Source organism: Halobacteriovoraceae bacterium (genome assembly GCA_020635115.1).
Lineage (GTDB): Bacteria > Bdellovibrionota > Bacteriovoracia > Bacteriovoracales > Bacteriovoracaceae > JACKAK01.
In genome coordinates this window covers 304581-321835 of record JACKAK010000003.1, presented here as the reverse complement: position 1 = coordinate 321835, position 17255 = coordinate 304581, and the positions used below count along the sequence as shown (strand labels likewise).

Below are 17255 nucleotides of genomic sequence, written 5' to 3'. Positions count from 1 at the left end.
GGAGACAACTATGATTACAAAAGAACAAAAGGCCGAGCTTGCTCAAAAGTTTGGGAAAAGTGCCACCGACACAGGATCAGCAGAGGTTCAGGTTGCGATTTTAACTGCGAGAATAAATGACCTTTCTGGGCATTTTTCAAACAATAAACACGATTATCACTCAAACCGAGGTTTGATGAAAATGATTGGACGTAGAAAAGCACTTTTAAAATATGTGCAAAACGATTCGCATGAAAGATATGCGAAGTTGATTCAAGAGCTCGGACTAAGAAAATAAAAATGAAGGGAGACAGAGTCTCCCTTTTCTTTTTGTGCTTTTGGACTAAAATTTTTTGAGGAAAAGGTAGGTTCATTTAAGGGATATTTGAATGCATGAAAATTTCTATGTTTTGAAATATCTTTTGAATACCTTCCGTTTCCTAGTGTTAATATTTTTAAAAAAGGAAACTAAATGAACGAAAACAAAAAAGTTTTTAAATTAGACTATGCAGGCAAGGAAGTAACTGTAGAAACAGGAAGAATGGCAAAACAGGCCGATGGATCAGCTCTGGTAACTTGTGGTGGAACTCAAGTATTAGTGACTGCCTGCTCAGCAAAAGAAGTAAAAGATGGACAAGATTTTTTTCCTCTTTTAGTGGAATACACTGAAAAATTCTATGCCGCGGGTAAATTTCTCGGTGGATTTCTCAAAAGAGAAGGAAGACCTTCCACTCAAGAGACTTTAAATGCAAGACTAATTGATAGACCGCTGAGACCACTTTTCCCCTCAGGATACATGTTTGATACAGTCATTTCTTGTACTGTTCTTTCATATGACGAAAAAGGTGATCCAGAAGTTCTAGCAGGGCTTGGAGCTTCTGCGGCACTGTCGATTTCAGATATACCCTTTAACGGGCCAATTGGTTCTTGTAAAGTAGGTAGAATTAATGGTGAACTTATATTAAATCCTTCATATTCTGAATGGGCGCAATCTGACATGGAAATTTCTGTTGCTGCTTCGAAAGACGCGATTTTAATGGTTGAAGGAGAATCTGAACAGATAACTGAAGATGAAATGCTCGATGCTCTTATGTTTGCTCACGATCAAATCAAACTCTACTGTGAAATGGTAGAAGAAATGGTCAAAGAAGTAGGCAGGCCTAAAAGAGAATTTGTTTCAGCTGAAGCAAACGGGAAATTAAAAGACAAAGTAAAATTTGACTTTACGAATGAGGCCAGAGCAGCTCTATCAATAACGGATAAATTGGAAAGACAAAATGCAATCAAAGCAATCGAACAAAAGGTCGCTGTGGCAATCAAAGAAAATCCAGAAGCATTTGGCCTGACAGAAAACGATTCTGCTGGAAAAGAGTCTTTTAAAGCTGTAGATGAACTTTTGTATGAAATGCTCAGAACTGATATTCTCAAAGAAAACAAAAGAATTGGCGGTAGAAGTCTCACAGAAGTTAGACCGATTGAAACTGAAGTGGATGTTCTTGTCCGTCCCCATGGATCGGCACTTTTTACAAGAGGTGAAACTCAGGTCTTATCAACAGTTACTGTTGGTGGATCAACAGGTGAACAGATGTCAGATCGAATTGTTGGACAATCTTATGATCGTTTTTACCTCCATTATAACTTTCCTCCCTTTTCAGTAGGTGAGGCCAGAGGAGTCAGAGGAGTAGGACGTAGAGAATTAGGCCATGGGAATTTAGCTGAAAGGGCAATTAAAAACCTTATGCCTTCTGCCGAAGAATTTAGTTATACTGCAAGAGTCGTTTGTGAAGTATTAGAATCAAATGGTTCTAGTTCAATGGGTTCTGTTTGCGCTGGAGCAATGGCCCTACTCGATGCAGGTGTTCCAATAAAAGCACCTGTTGCTGGAATCGCTATGGGATTAGTCACTGATGGTTCTGATTTCAAAATTCTTACAGACATTTTAGGAGATGAAGATCATCTAGGTGATATGGACTTTAAAGTGGCCGGAACAGAAAAAGGTATAACAGCTATTCAGATGGATATTAAAATTGAAGGTATTACTAAAGAGATTATTAGACAATCTCTTGCGCAAGCAAAAGAAGGTAGACTTCACATACTAGGAGAAATGGCCAAAACAATCACTAGTCCAAGAGAGCAAATGAAAGAAGGTGTTCCAAGAATTGAGCAGACTAAAATCGATGAAGATAAGATTGGAATGCTTATAGGTCCAAGTGGTAAAAATATTAAGGCTCTTCAAGAAGAATTTCAATTAACAATAGAAGTCGGAGATGGGGGAGTTGTTAAAGTTATTGGTACTGATAATGCGAAAATTCATGCTTGTTTAGATACCATTGAACTTCAAATTAATGGGCCAAAAATTGACTCTATCTATGAAGCAGAAGTTGTTTCACTCAAAGACTATGGAATGTTTGTTGATATTGCTCCAGGAGTATCTGGACTTGTACATATTTCAGAACTTGCTGATGATAGAGTAAATGATGTGTCAGAATACGTTAGTGCTGGAGATAAAATAAAAGTTAAAGTTATCGAAATTGATAGACTTGGAAGGCTTAAATTATCTGCAAAAGCTGTAGAACCACTTAAGAAAAAAGAATCTTAAGGTAATTTATAGTGAACATCATAGAAACACATACTGTAAAAGTTTTAAAGCTTCCTCATTTTGATGAAGATTTAGGACTTCCGCGATATGAGTCTGAAGGAGCGGCAGGTGCTGACATTAAGGCCTGCCTACCTCTGAAAGAAAAAATCATCATTAAGGGCGGACAGAGAACATTAATACCAACTGGAATTGCTTTTGAAATTCCTAAAGGTTTTGAGATTCAAGTACGTCCTCGATCAGGCCTGTCTCTAAAAAGCGATCTTCTCGTTGTGAATAGTCCCGGGACGATAGATTGTGACTATAGAGGTGAAGTTAAAATTATCATGGGTAATTTAGGTAATAGTGATATTGAAATAGAACATGGGCAAAGAATCGCGCAATTAGTCTTGGCCCCTGTTATCCAGGCATGCTTTCTAAACGTAACATCCCTTTCCTCAACAAAAAGAGGTGAGGGAGGCTTTGGCCATACAGGTTGCAAATAAAAAGGAATTTTAAATGGATATAAATGTTAGCTATAATAACGTTATGACAAAGGACGACGCGTATAAAGTTGTTGAAAATTATATCACTCCTGAAAATTTAAAGAAGTTTCAAGTTGATGCCGAGTTTGACTACAGCCCAACTGACAAAATTATTGCAAGTGGAACAGGGTTTACACTTACTATAAATTTTTTTGAAGACCGTGTAGAAGGTAAACTAGATTTGGCCTTTATATTAAAACCCTTGCGAAAAAAAATAGTTTCTGTCATAGAAAAAGAGATGATTAAGAGATTGTAATAAATGTGGATTATTGAATGCCGAAAATAACGATAAGGCCATCTGGCCAAATAATTGACGTTGACGAGAAGACTGATTTACTTTCAGCACTCAGAAGCAATGATTTATATGTTAAGTCTAGTTGTGGTGGACACGCCTCTTGTACAGATTGTGTGATTAAAATACTAAATGGGGCCGATGAAGTCACCACTCCAACGTTTGAAGAAACGCAATTATTAGGCAATGTGTTTCATCTCACAAAAGAGAGACTTGCGTGCCAAACATTTTGTCACGGAGATATAGAAATAGACATTTCAAAACATGATAAAGTCTCTGATCAAGTAAAACTTAAAAATAAAACACAGAGTCAGTTTAGATTAAAAAATAACTCTAATATAAAAAGACGTAAACAAGAAGAAGTTCAAGAAATAATGTCAGAAAGAGAAAAAGACTACCAAGAAAAAAAAGAGATGAGAGAGTCCTGGCAGAAACATTGGGAAAAAGATAAAGAACCAACAAAATTAAAAAGGTTGGGGGGAAATCGTCGTCCCAAGGGAATGAAGGTAAGACCAGATAAAGATTAATAAGTCATGCAAATTGTTTTTTCAGTTTTTTTCTTTATATATTTTTCAAGCTGTTTAAGCGCTGCCTACACTCCTGATGAGATTCGCGACTTCTATGAAAAAAATGTCTATCAAAGAATTATAGAATCAGATTCATCTAGAATAGAACAGTCTATAGAAAATTACGTGGCCTTGTTTTCTTCCAAGTTTTCTAATTTCACACTTAAAACGCTCAAGGGAGACTTTGAAATAGAAAGTTACCAGGGACGAGGTCAGAATGATCTTGTGTTTAAAATCAAGACAGATGAAAACTCTCTGCCACTGGCCATTAGGTTGTGCAATCATTTTTCATTCGAAGGGACAATGCTTCTCTATCCTATTTTTGAGGAACTAGATTTTCCTATTCCAAAAATTTACAAAGATTTAAGTAGTTATGAAGATCAGACAATCGTTGTTGAATTTGTAGAATTCTCACACTACCTATATGAGATGAAAAATGTAAGTGATCAAAATATTAAAAGAGAGATGGAGTTAGATCTTCTCCAAATCTCTCGCTTGTTTTCTATTATGGAAAATGTGAACGATGCAAATAGTGAAAATATTGTTTGGTCTAAAAACCATTGGGTTTTACTTGATTATTTTTTTTTAGAACCCATAAAATGGGCCACTAAAAAAACTTTCAACCACACCTTTGCACATTTACGAAACTTTAACTTTGACAGAACTTTAGTGCATAAAATGAATAAAGTCGTTAAGAAAACTAGAAAGGCCGGATATCTTTTTAAAAGAAAAAATATGAATATTTTGGATACAAAAGAGATAAAATTAGCTTCATTTTTAAATGTCTCTGATCAAATGTTACTACGAAAAAGGTTAGTTCAATTGTTTAATATTTTTACTTTTTTTGAATTTCCTAAAAAAATTGCAGATATGGAAATTCTATTAAGACTTGTTGTTTCCCAAAAAATAAATTTTTCTAATAAAGTTCTCATTAGAATCATTCTGAAACATTACCAGGATCTGGTTGAGGAAGATTTAACCGCAAAAAATGTGGAAGTTAAAGCGGGTCTTGGGAAGTTAAATGCAAATGATATATTGCAGAGGCTCAGTATTTTGAAGTTATTTAAAAAAGCGAAACTAGTAAACATTCCCTATATATTTGAACCTGAATTTTTTGGTTTGCCAGAAAATGAAGAAATTGATGATTTCCAAGATCTACGTCTGAATCTAATGTGCGAAGAAATTCTTTCAAAATCAAAATTGCGTTAGTAGTTGTTTGATTTTTATAAGATCTGATTTTCGTGAGTGTCTGTCTAAAAGAATCTTTTTTCCATTTTCATTGTTAAGAAAAAGTTGATAATAACCACGATTTTCAAATCCTTTTAGATCTGGGCTTTGTTTCATTTTGGCAATATTGGGAGAGTCAAGAAGATGTTCTATCACTAATTGAGTTTCTAAGTCACATTGAGTCATAGATTTTTTGAAGAGAGGTAAAAAGAAAAATCTGTGACATATCGTTATTTTATTACCATCTTTTATGAGCCATTTTTCATAAAATAATGCAGTCAATATAAAGAGAGGTATAAAAATCATAATAAAATAAACTGAATACAGCAGGACAAAATCCACTAGATTAGCGTTCTTGGCCAATAGATTTAAAGGACCTTTAATAATAATATACATAACACCAATTATGCTTGTAATCGCTAAAAAATAACCCCAAAAAACCAACGGAAGTCCATAGGATTTCAGAATAAGTCGATTGTTATTGATTTCAAGTCTATCAGTTTCTTCTTTCGAAACAGGTAGCATATACATTAGGCCCATAAGAGGTCTTATGCCTCTTTTTTGAAGAATAGTCAAATACAGTTGTCATTATGTTCCTGCTACGCAAAAATATTCAAACCAAGGAGAAATTGATGAAATTTAAAGGTGGAGTGAGTGAAGCAGCAAAAATGCTCTCAGGATTGGCTCCAAATGAGAGAAATAGAGTCTTGAGTGATATTCAAAAACGAGATCCTCGTATGGCCAAATTAATTAAAAAAAACATGATTACATTTGAAGATTTACAGTACTTGACTCTCTCTATGCTTCAAGAATTGCTTAGAGAAGTTAATATTGATGATCTCGCACTTTCCCTAAGAATTGGATCAGTGGAGTTAAGAGATTTTATTTTTAGTAAAGTCTCTTCTCGATTGAAAGAAGACATAAATTCAATTCTTAAGGGAGCACCCATGCCTGTAACTAAAGTTCAGGAGGCCAGAGAGCGCATAATGGAAATTGTACGTAGAAAAGTTGAAAATGGTGAGATCATCATTAATCGCGGTGAAGATGAATATGTTTAATGTATATTAAATTCTTTTTTCAGACTTTCAATATCAAGCAGTTGTTGTTCAATTTCTTCAAGAGTAGGCAATTTTCCGGCCTTGAAGGCCTGTATTTCTTCAAGTTCTGAAATCCTTCCATCTACGACCAAGTCGTGTTGCATTTCTCGGTACCATTCATCAACAATTGGATCATAAATTTTGGCCTCTTTCTGTTCAAACTTTTTGTTCAAAGATTCCGAGGCCATCAGTGAACCAAACATTGCGATCCCTTCGGTAAATAGAGAAACATTTCCATCCCACAAGGAATACGTAAAAGTGACCATTGGTAGGCCAACAACGGCAAAATTGTGCCAAACACTCATCATTTTATCTTTCCAAGTACTTTCGGTTTTTTCCCGAAAAAGATAGGTTAGCTCCTCTTCAAGTGGTTCAGGCATGAGACCTGATAAGATTGATTCAACTCTTTCTTCAACGTCGCTCAAAGTTGATTCTTTCCAAGTTGAAATCGAATCTTTCAAAATAACCTTTGTTTCTTCAGAAATATTTTCATAACCAGATACTTTTTTTATAAGAAAAGTATCTAGATTTTCAAGTCGTCCGGAGATCGTAAGTTTATTTTTTTCGATGAAGTCTTCCATCTTTTGGGTATCGACAAAAATTTTATCAAACTTCTTTTTAGAAAATTTAAAAAGTATCTTTAATGCAGACCAAGATAAATAATGTTTGATAAGTCCTAGGTACATGGATATCTTGTTTTTGGAGTTTCTCCAGCTTTCTTGGATTTTGCTGTCTAAAATATCCCGGGGAATTTCACCAAAAGACTGAAAAACGTATTTTTCTAAATCTCTGGCCAGCAATTTATTTGCCCTAGCGAGTTCTTCAACTCGCTTTTTGTGCATGAGAGCTTCTGCTTCAAGGAGCGCAAGATTTTTTCTGAGAGCGCTGCCGAAGACTTCTTTTTTGATGGCCATTGGGTCTTCAATGAAACCATTGATAAGCTCTTTAAAGGCCGGAGAATTTCCCCTGGCCTCTATTTCAACTTCCTTAGTTCGTAGCATCACTCCTTGTGATTCCAACATATAATATTCACCAACGATTGCTTCTTTTGAAATACCAAAACGTGTATGGAGTTGTTCACGAACAAAATCAAACTGTTCTTCGTACATTGTCTTAAGTTCGTTAATTCTTCCGTCAACTTCAAGTCTTTTATCATCAGGTAAATCGTATATTCTCTCTGGCATTAAAATGTAATCAGGAACCCTGTCCATGAGAATGATTTTCCTTTCTCCAATATCGGCAAGACTATTTCCAATATGCTCTAGATTTGAAAAGTTTTTATAGTTGTTTGGATTGAAAAGGTAGATGATAACTTCCGCTGTTCTCAAAACATCCATAGAACTTTCAAGATTATTTGCAGTTTTAGTATCGAAATCAGGGGCATCAATGGAAATTATCTCACTTGGGACATTCGAGTTCATATAGACTATTGCATTTCCGCTTTTAGTACTGTCCTCAGGAGATTGCCATAGTGTAGGTTGTGAATTTATTCTTTCTTTTATATTTGTGTCAATGATGTCTTCATGTACATCACTCATTAAAATCACGGGTCTTTTGGTCATTCCTGCCTCTGTTCCGGTTTTTGAAATTTCCAAAGGGCCATCTGTATAATCTAAAATATTTAAAAAGTGTTCCTGGAGAGTTGATTTTCCAGAGTTTCCTGCGCCAACTTTACCTATAATTATAAAAGGGCTATGAGAGGTAAAGCTTGGCAAAATGAATTGCTTGAAGACTTGGATTGAATTGTCATTTTTAACTGGATAAACTTCATGATAACGTCCAGTTCTCAGGAGGGTGAGCTTAATAGATTCGTCGCTGTACGAACTATCTTGTGTTACTTCGAAGAATTCTTCGCAAACAGAAAGTTCATTTGCGTTTGCAAAATTAAGACAGAGCAATAAAAAGATAAAAAACGTAGACTTCATAAGTTTCACCAAAGTAATCAATTTGACCAAACTAGTTCCAAAAAAAAATTGTGTCAATTGACCCTGTATAAAAGACTTGTTTTTTTGGTAATATATTGAAAAGTATAAGGAAAACGAACATTTAAATAGGTATTATTGACGTCAAATGTACACTATGATCTTTAAAAAAATAAGTTTGTTGCAGTTACTTTTTGTCACTGGTTTATTTTTTGGACCTAGGTCTTTGCAAGTAACCTCCTAATAATTCGTAGATTATAATTGGCATATTTTTAGCACTCATATTCTTAGGTCATGGAAGACCACTAATTCAAAAGGAGCTTGGCCATGGAAGGTAATGCTCCTTTTTAAAAAACTAAAAACCTCAAAAGGAGTTTGAGATGAACCATAGGGATTTGGAATATTTTAGAAATCGTTTTTTAACAATGCTCATCGATTTCCAACGGTATGAAGAATTGGAGGCCCAATTGAGTATAAAGCAATCAGGAGACGAAATGGATTTATTACAGGCAAATCAGGATAATGTTTTGATCTTAAATCTAAAGGGTCGAGATCAGAGATTTTTAACAAAAATTCATCATGCCCTGGATAAAATTGATGCTGGAGTTTTTGGTGAATGTGAAGAGTGTGGCGATGAAATCTCTATGGATCGACTTAAAGCTAGGCCAACAGCACAGCTGTGTATTCTTTGTAAAGAGGAACTTGAAAGAGTTGAGTCACATATCTCCTCTGATAGACCTAAAAACGGGGTAAAAGTTCCCATTTTAGTTAGCAAAAATGTTTTCAAACTTAGTTTTGGTGAAGAAGAAAAAGAAAACACAAGTTCAAATGTCATTCCGTTTTTGTAAGGTGGATGATCATTCCATGTTATTTAATAATTTTTCGACAGAAGCGAGTTTTACGCAAGTTACAAAAACATCAATTGCTTTTCCAAGGTCTTCTTTTGTGGGATATGTAGGTGCAATTCGAATATTGTTATTCATCGGATCTAGCATATTGGGAAATGTTGAACCTGCAGGAGTAAGTTTAACTCCGGCCTCTTGAGCTAATTTAACGACTCGATTGGCGAGGTTATCTAGTGTATTGAATGAAATAAAATATCCCCCCTTTGGTTTTGTCCATTCAGCTATTTCAAGATCAGCAATCGCTGAAAGTTTATCTTCAACCAGTTCAAATTTTGGACGAATGATTTTGGCATGTTTTTTCATATGAGTTAAAAGCGCTTCTTTATTTTTAAGAAAAACACAATGCCTCAACTGATTGACTTTATCTGGCCCAATTGTAATCGCAGATAAATACCTTTTAAATCCAATCAAGTTTGCACTTGAAGTCGCCATAAAAGCGATTCCAGCACCAGGAAAGGTGATTTTAGAAGTTGATCCAAAAATATAGAGTGAATCTAGGGTTCCATTATCAGCACATAATTCCCAGATACATTTTAATTTATCTTTCTCTTCATATAGATCGTGAACAGCGTATGCATTATCCCACATGATAGCAAAGTTCTCTCCGGAAATTTTTGGAAGTTTTGCAATCCTCTCAACGATTTCGTCAGAATAGGTTATTCCTGTGGGATTTGAATATTTTGGTACACACCATATGCCTTTTATCGAGGAGTCTTCCCTAACAAGAGTTTCAATAAGATCAATATCGAGTTGATTATTTTTAAGGGGAACCTTAATCATTTCAATTCCCATACTTTCACAAATGGTAAAATGACGATCATATCCAGGAACTGGGCATAAAAATTTGACCTCAAATTCTGCTTTCCATGAAAGTTCTTGGCCATTCATATCGCCATCTTTTCCATAGAAATTTAGCATTGAAATAACTTGATGCATAAGAGTTAGAGAACTATTACCACCAATAATGATATTGTCTTTAGGAGTTTCTAAAATAGCACTGGCCAATTCTTTCATCTCAGGAAGTCCATCCAGCCCACCATAATTTCGAACATCAACTCCACTTTTACTTTGGAAATTTCTATCAAGTATACCATCTAATTTATCAGAAAGGGCAACTTGCTCAGTTGAAGGTTTTCCTCTGGTGAGGTCCAAAGATAGTCCTTGCTCAACAAAATTTCTGTGTTCGAGCAAAAGATCCATTTCAAGTTTTTTGAGTTCATCTGAAGATAATTCACTATATTTGGACATGAGATTCTCCTTTCATTACAAAAGGAGAATCTCATAGCACTTGAGAAGTTTCAATACTAAATTAGAGGGCCAGACCAGTTAGTTTTTGAATAAGTTCTTGACTTCGCTGGACAAACAGATCTTTGTATTCATCTTTAAGTCCCTCTGAGGAAATGAGGGCCAAATCTTCTACATGATGACAAATTTTTTCAACGAGTTCATCATTTCCACCTTTCTGTGAAATTGTAAGAGCGTTTTGGATGAGAGGACTATTAGGGTTAATTACAAGTGTTTTTTTAATAGGAAAAGAGTCCTTATTTTGTCCCATGCTTTGGGCCATTTTTGAAAATCTCTTCATCTGTTCATCAACTTTGATATATGCTGGAGCTGTAGAGCCTTTTAGTTTTTGAATTTCAACTTCAAGTCCTTCAGAGACCAACTCTGTCGTTTTATCCTCTTTATCATTCTCAGTTTCTTTAGAAGGGGAGAGAAATTTCTTAAATAAATCTTTAATTTTTATATCGGATTCATCAGTTTTTTCAGATTCTAAAATGTTTTGAAATTCAGCATCTACAGAACTAAAGGTAATCTCTCCAATAGAGTCGAGTTTTTTTGCTTCAACGTGTTGCATAAAGTGAGGGTCGATATGATCATCTGTTTCAATGGCCTGAACACCCTGAGCAATTAATGTTTTTCTTAAGGCAGCGTCAGACTTACCTTTTTCAAAATAGATAATTTTGTTCTCAAGTTTTTCTTTAAATTTTTCAGGTACACTTTCCTTATACTCGGAAAGGGTCACAAGTTTTTGATCACTATTACTAAAAAGAATTCTCTCTCTCATTAAGTCATCAAATTTAGTATCTGAAATTGCACCATATTTGATAAAGAGTGAAATATCATTCCAGATAGTTTCATATTTTTCTCTATCTTTCTTAAAGAGTGTTTTTAGGGCCTCTGCAACTTTTTTAATAACATAATTTGATATTTTTTTTATGTTAGGATCTCCTTGAAGTGAAGATCTAGAGACATTAAGAGGTATATCCGTGGAGTCGATTGCTCCTTTAAGGAGTGAGAGAAAATCTGGAATGACATTTTTTACGTTTTCCGAAACAAAGACCTGTCTGCAGTAGAGTTTTATGTTGCTTTCTTGGACAGGGCGAGAGAGGTTGAGTTTTGGAAAATATAAAATACCTTGTAAGGTAAAGGGGTGGTCAACATTGAGATGAATCCAAAAAAGTGGATCAGATTCGAAAGGAAACATTTTTCTATAAAATTCTTTATATTCATCTTCAGTAATTTCTTTAGGATCTTTTTTCCATAGAGGAGTTGTGTCATTTATTGGAGTTTCATGATCAGATTTTTCGTCATCTTCTTTTTTCTCTTTGATTTCATGAACGAAAATTTCATAAGGTAAAAAAGTACAATACTTTTTAAGAATTTCATTTATTTTGTACTTGTTTAAGAATTCTTTATTTTCTTCATTTATTGTTAGAGTGATTTTCGTACCAATTTCATTTTTTTCTGAATCAGAAAAGATATATTCTGTTTCACCATCGCATTGCCACTTTGTCGCAACAGCATTTTCATTCATGGAAAGAGATTCTACAACGACGCTATCAGCAACCATGAACGAAGAGTAAAATCCAAGTCCAAATTTTCCGATAATATCATTTTCTTGTTCTATTCCTTGTTCCTTTAATTTTTCAACAAATTCTTTGGCCCCAGAGAAGGCCAACTGTGCAATGTATTTCTCCACCTCTGCTTCAGTCATACCTAAACCGTTGTCAGTGATGCTGACAGTACCTTTTTTAGAGTCTATTTCGACTTGAATTTTTCCACTTGGAATCTCTTGATTACTAGTTCTGGCGATTTGAGATCTTTTAGTAATAGCGTCAGTTGCGTTGGCAACTAATTCTCTTAAAAAGATATCGTGCTCAGAATAGAGCCATTTTTTAATAATAGGAAAAATATCCGTGGTTTGTACTGAAATTGAGCCTTTACGTTGTGTCATTTATACCTCCAATTTGATTCCAAAGAGAAGATGGGATCTTTAAAATCTTTGTCAAGGGCCAGAATTGATTTTCTCCTTAGAAAGGATAATGCGTTAAGTAATTTTTGAGTCCCATCAGAGTGTTAAAAAATTAATCAACCTGTATTTACTACATAAAAACCTCCTTTCGTTTGGATCAATTTTAAAATAGTGTTAAATCAATTCCAAACTAACAAAATTGAGATTTTATGAATTTTCTTAAGTATTTGATATCTGTAGTTCTTTTTTTCAATCAAGTGACTGTCTATGCAATTGGAAGTGAGTATGAAAAATTATCTTTAGAAGATTTTAATAAATTGTCGCAAGAAATCCTCGAAGATTTATCGGCCTCTAAGAGAAATTTTGATCAGGAGTTTCCAAAAATTTATGAGAAAAAGTTGAATGGTTATAAAAAAAAGTTATCAACACATGTTGATTCTGGAGGGGATTTTCCTGATGAATATAATTCTTTTGTTCATAAAATTCTAAATGAAATTGAACATCAACCACGTGAAGTCAAAACTTTCATAGAGCTTATATTAAGTAAAAATGGGCAAATTCCTTTGAGCGAAAAAACTTCAAAAATCCAAGAAAACACAGCAAAAATAAAATTTAAAAGAAACTCCCAAAAATTAATTTCAGAATTAAAACTATTAATTAACCAGGAAGCTTTTTATAAAATCGAATTAATGAACACCATATCTGATAAAATGAGAAAGCTTACTGAATTTGGAAAGAAATTCCCCGATTCCTATAAGTTATTCAAAAGAAAACTTGATGTTGTCATTTCTAGCGATATTTATAAAATAGTTCAACCAGAAATCAATGTCCCCAAAAAGAATAAACAGAATAAAGCTTCTGAAAAAGTAACTGAAGCTCACTTAGTTGGATTAGAGCAGTTTCAAAAACTTTCTGAAGAACTTATAAATTTAATTGAAGATTCTCCTCGGAAATTTGACGAATTACTTACAAAATTGGGCCAGGCGAAATTGAGTGAATTTCAATTAAATATAAAAAAATATGCAGATTGGGGACTAAAATATCCAAAGGAATATCTTGAATTTACAAAAAAAATAGAGAAGGTTTTAGTTTCTTTGTCACTAGATGAAGATTTTCTTTTTATGAGAGAAATTTCAGTTAATGACAGTGACGTTCAAGATGAAATTCCAATTGATTCAAAAGATAGGGACAAATTTCTTAGACATGGGGAAGTTATTTTTAATCAGTTTATAATGATAAGTAATAAGAATTTAATATTTCAAACTGAAATTATGAATATTTATATGGATAAATTAAATAGGTTATATGAAATAGGAAAATTTCATCAAGATGAGTATGAAAAATTTAAGAAAAAATTTAACACTATAATAAATAAACAATTTCCAACATTCAACGCTAAAGAGACATCTGTTATCGCAGGAAATGATGAAGAAGCTATTCGATCTTATCAACAATTCCAAGAAAACAATGCAATAAAATCTAAAGATGATTCTGGACAGACTTTTTTAGAAGGAACACAACAAACTTTACAAAAATTACTTAAGATCGATTTTTCTCACGAGAATGAACTGCAAGAATACTATTTAGATTTGAACGAAAGTTTAGTGAACCTTAATAAACTTGGGATAAAGCATCCAGACCTTTATAAGCAGTTTATGGTGCAATTTGAAGAACTTTTACACTTTAAATTATTGAGCTACTTTTCACTTCACACCACAGATCCTCAAACGCAATTAGAAAAAAAACGATTGATAGATAAAAATTTAGCACAGTTCAAAAAATATGTATTTGGAAAATATAAAAGTTTAAAAAATTCATCTCGAAAAGCATTTTTCCTTAGAGCTTCTGTTCTGGCCCTCATTATAAATTCATTCGTATTTTTGACTGGTACTATTCCACAAGGGATAGTAACAAGTTACATTACTCTGTTTGGTTTCCAAGTTGGAATGTCTAATGATTCAAATGTTTTTAATTCAAGAAATATCAACAAATGGTTTAAATTCGATGAAATTAAGAAGTCTTTTGACGAATTTAATATTAATGAAAACAAAACACTATTTGATCTTGAAAATCAAGTTAAAGACCTTATTGAAGATATTAAAAAATATAGAGGTAAAAATTATTATGAAAAGTTAGAAGAACTTCTCATGCTCATTAGAGGAGTTAAAAAAGAACAAAGATTTAATGATTATCAAAAAGACTATTATTCACAGGCCATGATGGTAAAATTTGTTAAGGGTCTTGATTCTATATATCAGGGCGAAGACCTTAAGAATGCTCAAAATGCAACAATCAAACGTCTCAATGCTTTTCATCTTTTTGATGGCCATAGAATGTATTGGATTGGGTTCTTTTTTAATACAGTTCTTTTTGGTCTGTTTTCGTATACTTTACTTCATTTTGAACTTTTAACTTTTGCAAATGGTTTTTTACTTTTTATGGCCTATCGTATGAGTGCATCTCTTTTTGATATTTGGAAAAATCGTTTCACTCAGAAGTCCCCATTTTCTCAAGGAAAAGACGGCCATTTTACACTTGATAAATTTAAACTTAATAAATATTGCCAAGATCAGTTTTTAGGAGAGAAATATTAATTTTTAGTGTATATGATCCTAGATATGTAAATGTATTACAACAATATTACTCCGGATAGTGCAATGCAGGAAAAAGAGAAAAAAGCTAAAAACATTAATTCAAAACAAAAAATTGTACTAATAACGACTGGCGGGACAATTGAGAAAACTTATGATGAATTTGATGGAACACTTGAAAACAGGGAATCCCAAATTAAAGAACTCATTACCAAAAAATTAAGACTTCATTATACACAACTGGATGTTTTTTCAGTACTTTCGAAAGATTCACTATTAATGACTGAAGACGAAAGAGATTTCTTAGTTAAGTCAATTAAAAACCAATTATGGAATGATTGTCCAATTGTAGTGCTTCACGGAACAGATAGTATGGTAAAAACTGCTTCTCTTTGCCTAAAGGAACTTGGAACCCCACAGGTTCCAATTATTTTCACTGGCGCAATGAAACCTATGGGATTTGAAGACTCAGATGCTACTCAAAATGTGACAGAAGCTCTTTATGCAGCTAAAATAGTCTCTCCTGGGGTATATATTTCATTTCACAATAGACTTTTTACAGTCCCCTTTGTTCGCAAAAACAAGAGCCTACGAAGTTTTGAAGGAATTTCTCGCTAAGTGTAAATTTTAACAGCAAATTGACAATTAACACATCATTAACACCTAAGATACACTAGGTTTATGAATTATTTCTAAAACCATATGGAAGGCCCCTGATGAAGGTTTATATTGTATTGACATTGACGGCGATTCTTATGGCCTTTAGCACCGGTTATTTTGCACTTTTTTTAAAAGGCTCATACCGTCCGACATATGATGATAGTGTTAAGATCGATAGACTTAAAATAGATTTTCAACATCAAAATGAGGCCATTGCAAAGGTTGATCTTTCCATGCAGGTTGTTGGACCCAATAAGATTTCATTAATTGAATCCAGCTATACTTTCCCAAAGGATGCTGCACATGCGGAAGATTCCATATTTTCTTCTGATAGGAGCTGTGAGCAAAAGGTCTACGATTTTGGTGCTTTCACTGGCATTCTACAGACTAAAGTCGAAGTATGGGAAGATTTTCGTTGTAATCGAAGACGCTTATTACCAAAGGGATTCTTCTCAACCGCACCTTATATTCACCCGAGTGGAAAAAGTTATGCCTTACTTGCCTATAGGATGTTGACTAAAGAGAAGAGAAGACTTGAATGGATAAAACGATACTTCTATTACTTTCACGCTGATGAGGTTGATTCGTATTTTAATGAACTTCCGCAACTTGGTGAGCCCTTTACCTTTTTTTATGACTTAGGCCCAGATGGAATTAAATCCCTTCTAAAAAATCAACGTTTTCTGGCCGGAACAAATTATGCTTTCATTCGTTCCTTTGGACTTTATGATGAATCCATCTATGATGTTTATCTTTTAAAAGATTTTAAAAAGTATGTGCAAAACTCTCCCTATCAACTTAAGGACTATCAATCTGGTAGAAAATGCTTTTATCGTGATGGAAATATTTGTTGGGAATACAATCTAAAACATCTTTATTCACTGGCCAATACATCAACGATAGTTTTTTTTATTGGATCTTTGGCCATTATTATTCTCGTTATTATCATTCTATTTACACGATTGAAATCAGCTCGATTAGAAGATGAAAGAAGGAAAATGGCCTTGCAGGTTTTGTCTCATGAATTTAGAACACCCGTTGCAAGTATGTTGTTGCAGATTGAGGAAATGAAAAAACATTACAACGAAATTGGAGAAAATGTTCAAGATAGCTTTTTTCGACTTTGCGATGACGTCTATAGATTGCAAAGATTAACAGAGAAAAGTAAGAATTATTTAAATGCCTCACGTGGCAAAGAATTAATTTTTTTAAATAAAACTGATGTCGAGTCTATTAATAAACTTTCAGAGTCAGTTTGTGCACCTTTTTTCGAAGATCACAATGAGAATTTCATTTTAAATCTTCTAAAAAATGATTTGCAGATGAAAATGGATACTTATTGGTTTGGAATATGTTTAAAGAACTTAATTGAAAATGCTTTTGCTCATGGTAAAGCTCCAGTTACTGTTACGATTGATAGTGATAAGAATCATTTAATTGTAAATGTTCTCGATAGTGGCCCTGGAGCTGAATATTCTTTGCAGGAGTTAGTTTCACCATTTGTAAAAGGAAATAAGTCTGAAGGTAGTGGCCTCGGATTAAATATTGTATATACTGTGATGAAAGAAATTGGTGGCAAAATTACCTACATAAAAAAACCTTCTGTATTCAAACTTTATTTTCCTTTGAAAGAAAGTTAA

Annotated in this window: 15 protein-coding genes; 11 read left to right on the top strand and 4 right to left on the bottom strand. The window is 33.7% G+C overall.

Annotation, left to right across the window (positions count from 1 at the left end; all coding sequences use genetic code 11):
- The first annotated feature begins 10 nt into the window (after positions 1-10).
- The 6 genes from rpsO (at position 11) to H6622_05925 (ending at position 5166) form a co-directional block, all read left to right on the top strand.
- Entirely contained in the window at positions 11-277 is a 267-nt protein-coding gene (rpsO, locus tag H6622_05950; protein MCB9061045.1) for a 30S ribosomal protein S15, read from the top strand.
- Between the two features lie 174 nt (positions 278-451).
- Positions 452-2578: a polyribonucleotide nucleotidyltransferase gene (gene pnp, locus H6622_05945; protein ID MCB9061044.1), complete on the top strand. Its 2127-nt coding sequence runs from the start codon at positions 452-454 to the stop codon at positions 2576-2578.
- A gap of 20 nt (positions 2579-2598) precedes the next feature.
- Complete coding sequence (gene dut / locus H6622_05940) at positions 2599-3060, top strand: dUTP diphosphatase (GenBank protein MCB9061043.1); 462 nt, start codon at positions 2599-2601, stop codon at positions 3058-3060.
- Positions 3061-3073: 13 nt separating this feature from the next.
- A complete protein-coding gene (locus H6622_05935; GenBank protein ID MCB9061042.1) occupies positions 3074-3355 on the top strand; it encodes a polyhydroxyalkanoic acid system family protein in 282 nt (93 codons plus the stop codon).
- Between the two features lie 17 nt (positions 3356-3372).
- Positions 3373-3918 carry a (2Fe-2S)-binding protein gene (locus tag H6622_05930; protein MCB9061041.1) on the top strand — a complete coding sequence of 182 codons (546 nt, stop codon included), beginning with the start codon at positions 3373-3375 and terminating at the stop codon, positions 3916-3918.
- A gap of 6 nt (positions 3919-3924) precedes the next feature.
- Entirely contained in the window at positions 3925-5166 is a 1242-nt protein-coding gene (locus tag H6622_05925) for a hypothetical protein (protein MCB9061040.1), read from the top strand.
- Here H6622_05925 and H6622_05920 read toward each other — a convergent pair.
- Entirely contained in the window at positions 5152-5760 is a 609-nt protein-coding gene (locus H6622_05920) for a hypothetical protein (GenBank protein ID MCB9061039.1), read from the bottom strand. The two genes, H6622_05925 and H6622_05920, sit on opposite strands and share 15 nt — an antisense overlap.
- A gap of 56 nt (positions 5761-5816) precedes the next feature.
- Here H6622_05920 and H6622_05915 point away from each other — a divergent pair, with 56 nt between their 5' ends.
- Positions 5817-6242, top strand: a complete 426-nt coding sequence (locus H6622_05915; protein MCB9061038.1) for a hypothetical protein — start codon at positions 5817-5819, stop codon at positions 6240-6242.
- Here the strand turns inward: H6622_05915 and H6622_05910 are convergent.
- Complete coding sequence (locus tag H6622_05910) at positions 6239-8206, bottom strand: hypothetical protein (protein ID MCB9061037.1); 1968 nt, start codon at positions 8204-8206, stop codon at positions 6239-6241. The two genes, H6622_05915 and H6622_05910, sit on opposite strands and share 4 nt — an antisense overlap.
- Before the next feature lie 377 nt (positions 8207-8583).
- On the opposite strand from H6622_05910, the gene H6622_05905 reads away from it, so the two are divergent.
- Positions 8584-9051 (top strand): TraR/DksA family transcriptional regulator, encoded by a 468-nt coding sequence (locus tag H6622_05905; protein ID MCB9061036.1) that lies wholly within the window; start codon positions 8584-8586, stop codon positions 9049-9051.
- Between the two features lie 9 nt (positions 9052-9060).
- Here H6622_05905 and H6622_05900 read toward each other — a convergent pair whose 3' ends face one another.
- The gene (locus H6622_05900) at positions 9061-10356 is read right to left on the bottom strand and encodes an aminotransferase class I/II-fold pyridoxal phosphate-dependent enzyme (protein ID MCB9061035.1); all 1296 of its coding nucleotides are present in this window, start codon (positions 10354-10356) and stop codon (positions 9061-9063) included.
- A 61-nt stretch (positions 10357-10417) separates the two neighbouring features.
- Positions 10418-12346: a molecular chaperone HtpG gene (htpG, locus tag H6622_05895; GenBank protein ID MCB9061034.1), complete on the bottom strand. Its 1929-nt coding sequence runs from the start codon at positions 12344-12346 to the stop codon at positions 10418-10420.
- Between the two features lie 227 nt (positions 12347-12573).
- On the opposite strand from htpG, the gene H6622_05890 reads away from it, so the two are divergent.
- The 3 genes from H6622_05890 to H6622_05880 all read left to right on the top strand — a co-directional run bounded on the left by H6622_05890 (position 12574) and on the right by H6622_05880 (position 17255).
- Positions 12574-14958 carry a hypothetical protein gene (locus H6622_05890; protein ID MCB9061033.1) on the top strand — a complete coding sequence of 795 codons (2385 nt, stop codon included), beginning with the start codon at positions 12574-12576 and terminating at the stop codon, positions 14956-14958.
- Between the two features lie 63 nt (positions 14959-15021).
- Positions 15022-15573, top strand: a complete 552-nt coding sequence (locus H6622_05885) for an asparaginase (GenBank protein MCB9061032.1) — start codon at positions 15022-15024, stop codon at positions 15571-15573.
- A gap of 98 nt (positions 15574-15671) precedes the next feature.
- Entirely contained in the window at positions 15672-17255 is a 1584-nt protein-coding gene (locus H6622_05880) for a DUF3404 domain-containing protein (GenBank protein ID MCB9061031.1), read from the top strand.

Coding starts and splice junctions, on each gene's coding strand:
- rpsO (MCB9061045.1), top strand. CDS start 11: ATGATTACAAAAGAACAAAAGGCCGAGCTTGCTCAAAAGTTTGGGAAA.
- pnp (MCB9061044.1), top strand. CDS start 452: ATGAACGAAAACAAAAAAGTTTTTAAATTAGACTATGCAGGCAAGGAA.
- H6622_05935 (MCB9061042.1), top strand. CDS start 3,074: ATGGATATAAATGTTAGCTATAATAACGTTATGACAAAGGACGACGCG.
- H6622_05930 (MCB9061041.1), top strand. CDS start 3,373: ATGCCGAAAATAACGATAAGGCCATCTGGCCAAATAATTGACGTTGAC.
- H6622_05925 (MCB9061040.1), top strand. CDS start 3,925: ATGCAAATTGTTTTTTCAGTTTTTTTCTTTATATATTTTTCAAGCTGT.
- H6622_05915 (MCB9061038.1), top strand. CDS start 5,817: ATGAAATTTAAAGGTGGAGTGAGTGAAGCAGCAAAAATGCTCTCAGGA.
- H6622_05910 (MCB9061037.1), bottom strand. CDS start 8,206: ATGAAGTCTACGTTTTTTATCTTTTTATTGCTCTGTCTTAATTTTGCA.
- H6622_05905 (MCB9061036.1), top strand. CDS start 8,584: ATGAACCATAGGGATTTGGAATATTTTAGAAATCGTTTTTTAACAATG.
- H6622_05900 (MCB9061035.1), bottom strand. CDS start 10,356: ATGTCCAAATATAGTGAATTATCTTCAGATGAACTCAAAAAACTTGAA.
- htpG (MCB9061034.1), bottom strand. CDS start 12,346: ATGACACAACGTAAAGGCTCAATTTCAGTACAAACCACGGATATTTTT.
- H6622_05890 (MCB9061033.1), top strand. CDS start 12,574: ATGAATTTTCTTAAGTATTTGATATCTGTAGTTCTTTTTTTCAATCAA.
- H6622_05885 (MCB9061032.1), top strand. CDS start 15,022: ATGCAGGAAAAAGAGAAAAAAGCTAAAAACATTAATTCAAAACAAAAA.
- H6622_05880 (MCB9061031.1), top strand. CDS start 15,672: ATGAAGGTTTATATTGTATTGACATTGACGGCGATTCTTATGGCCTTT.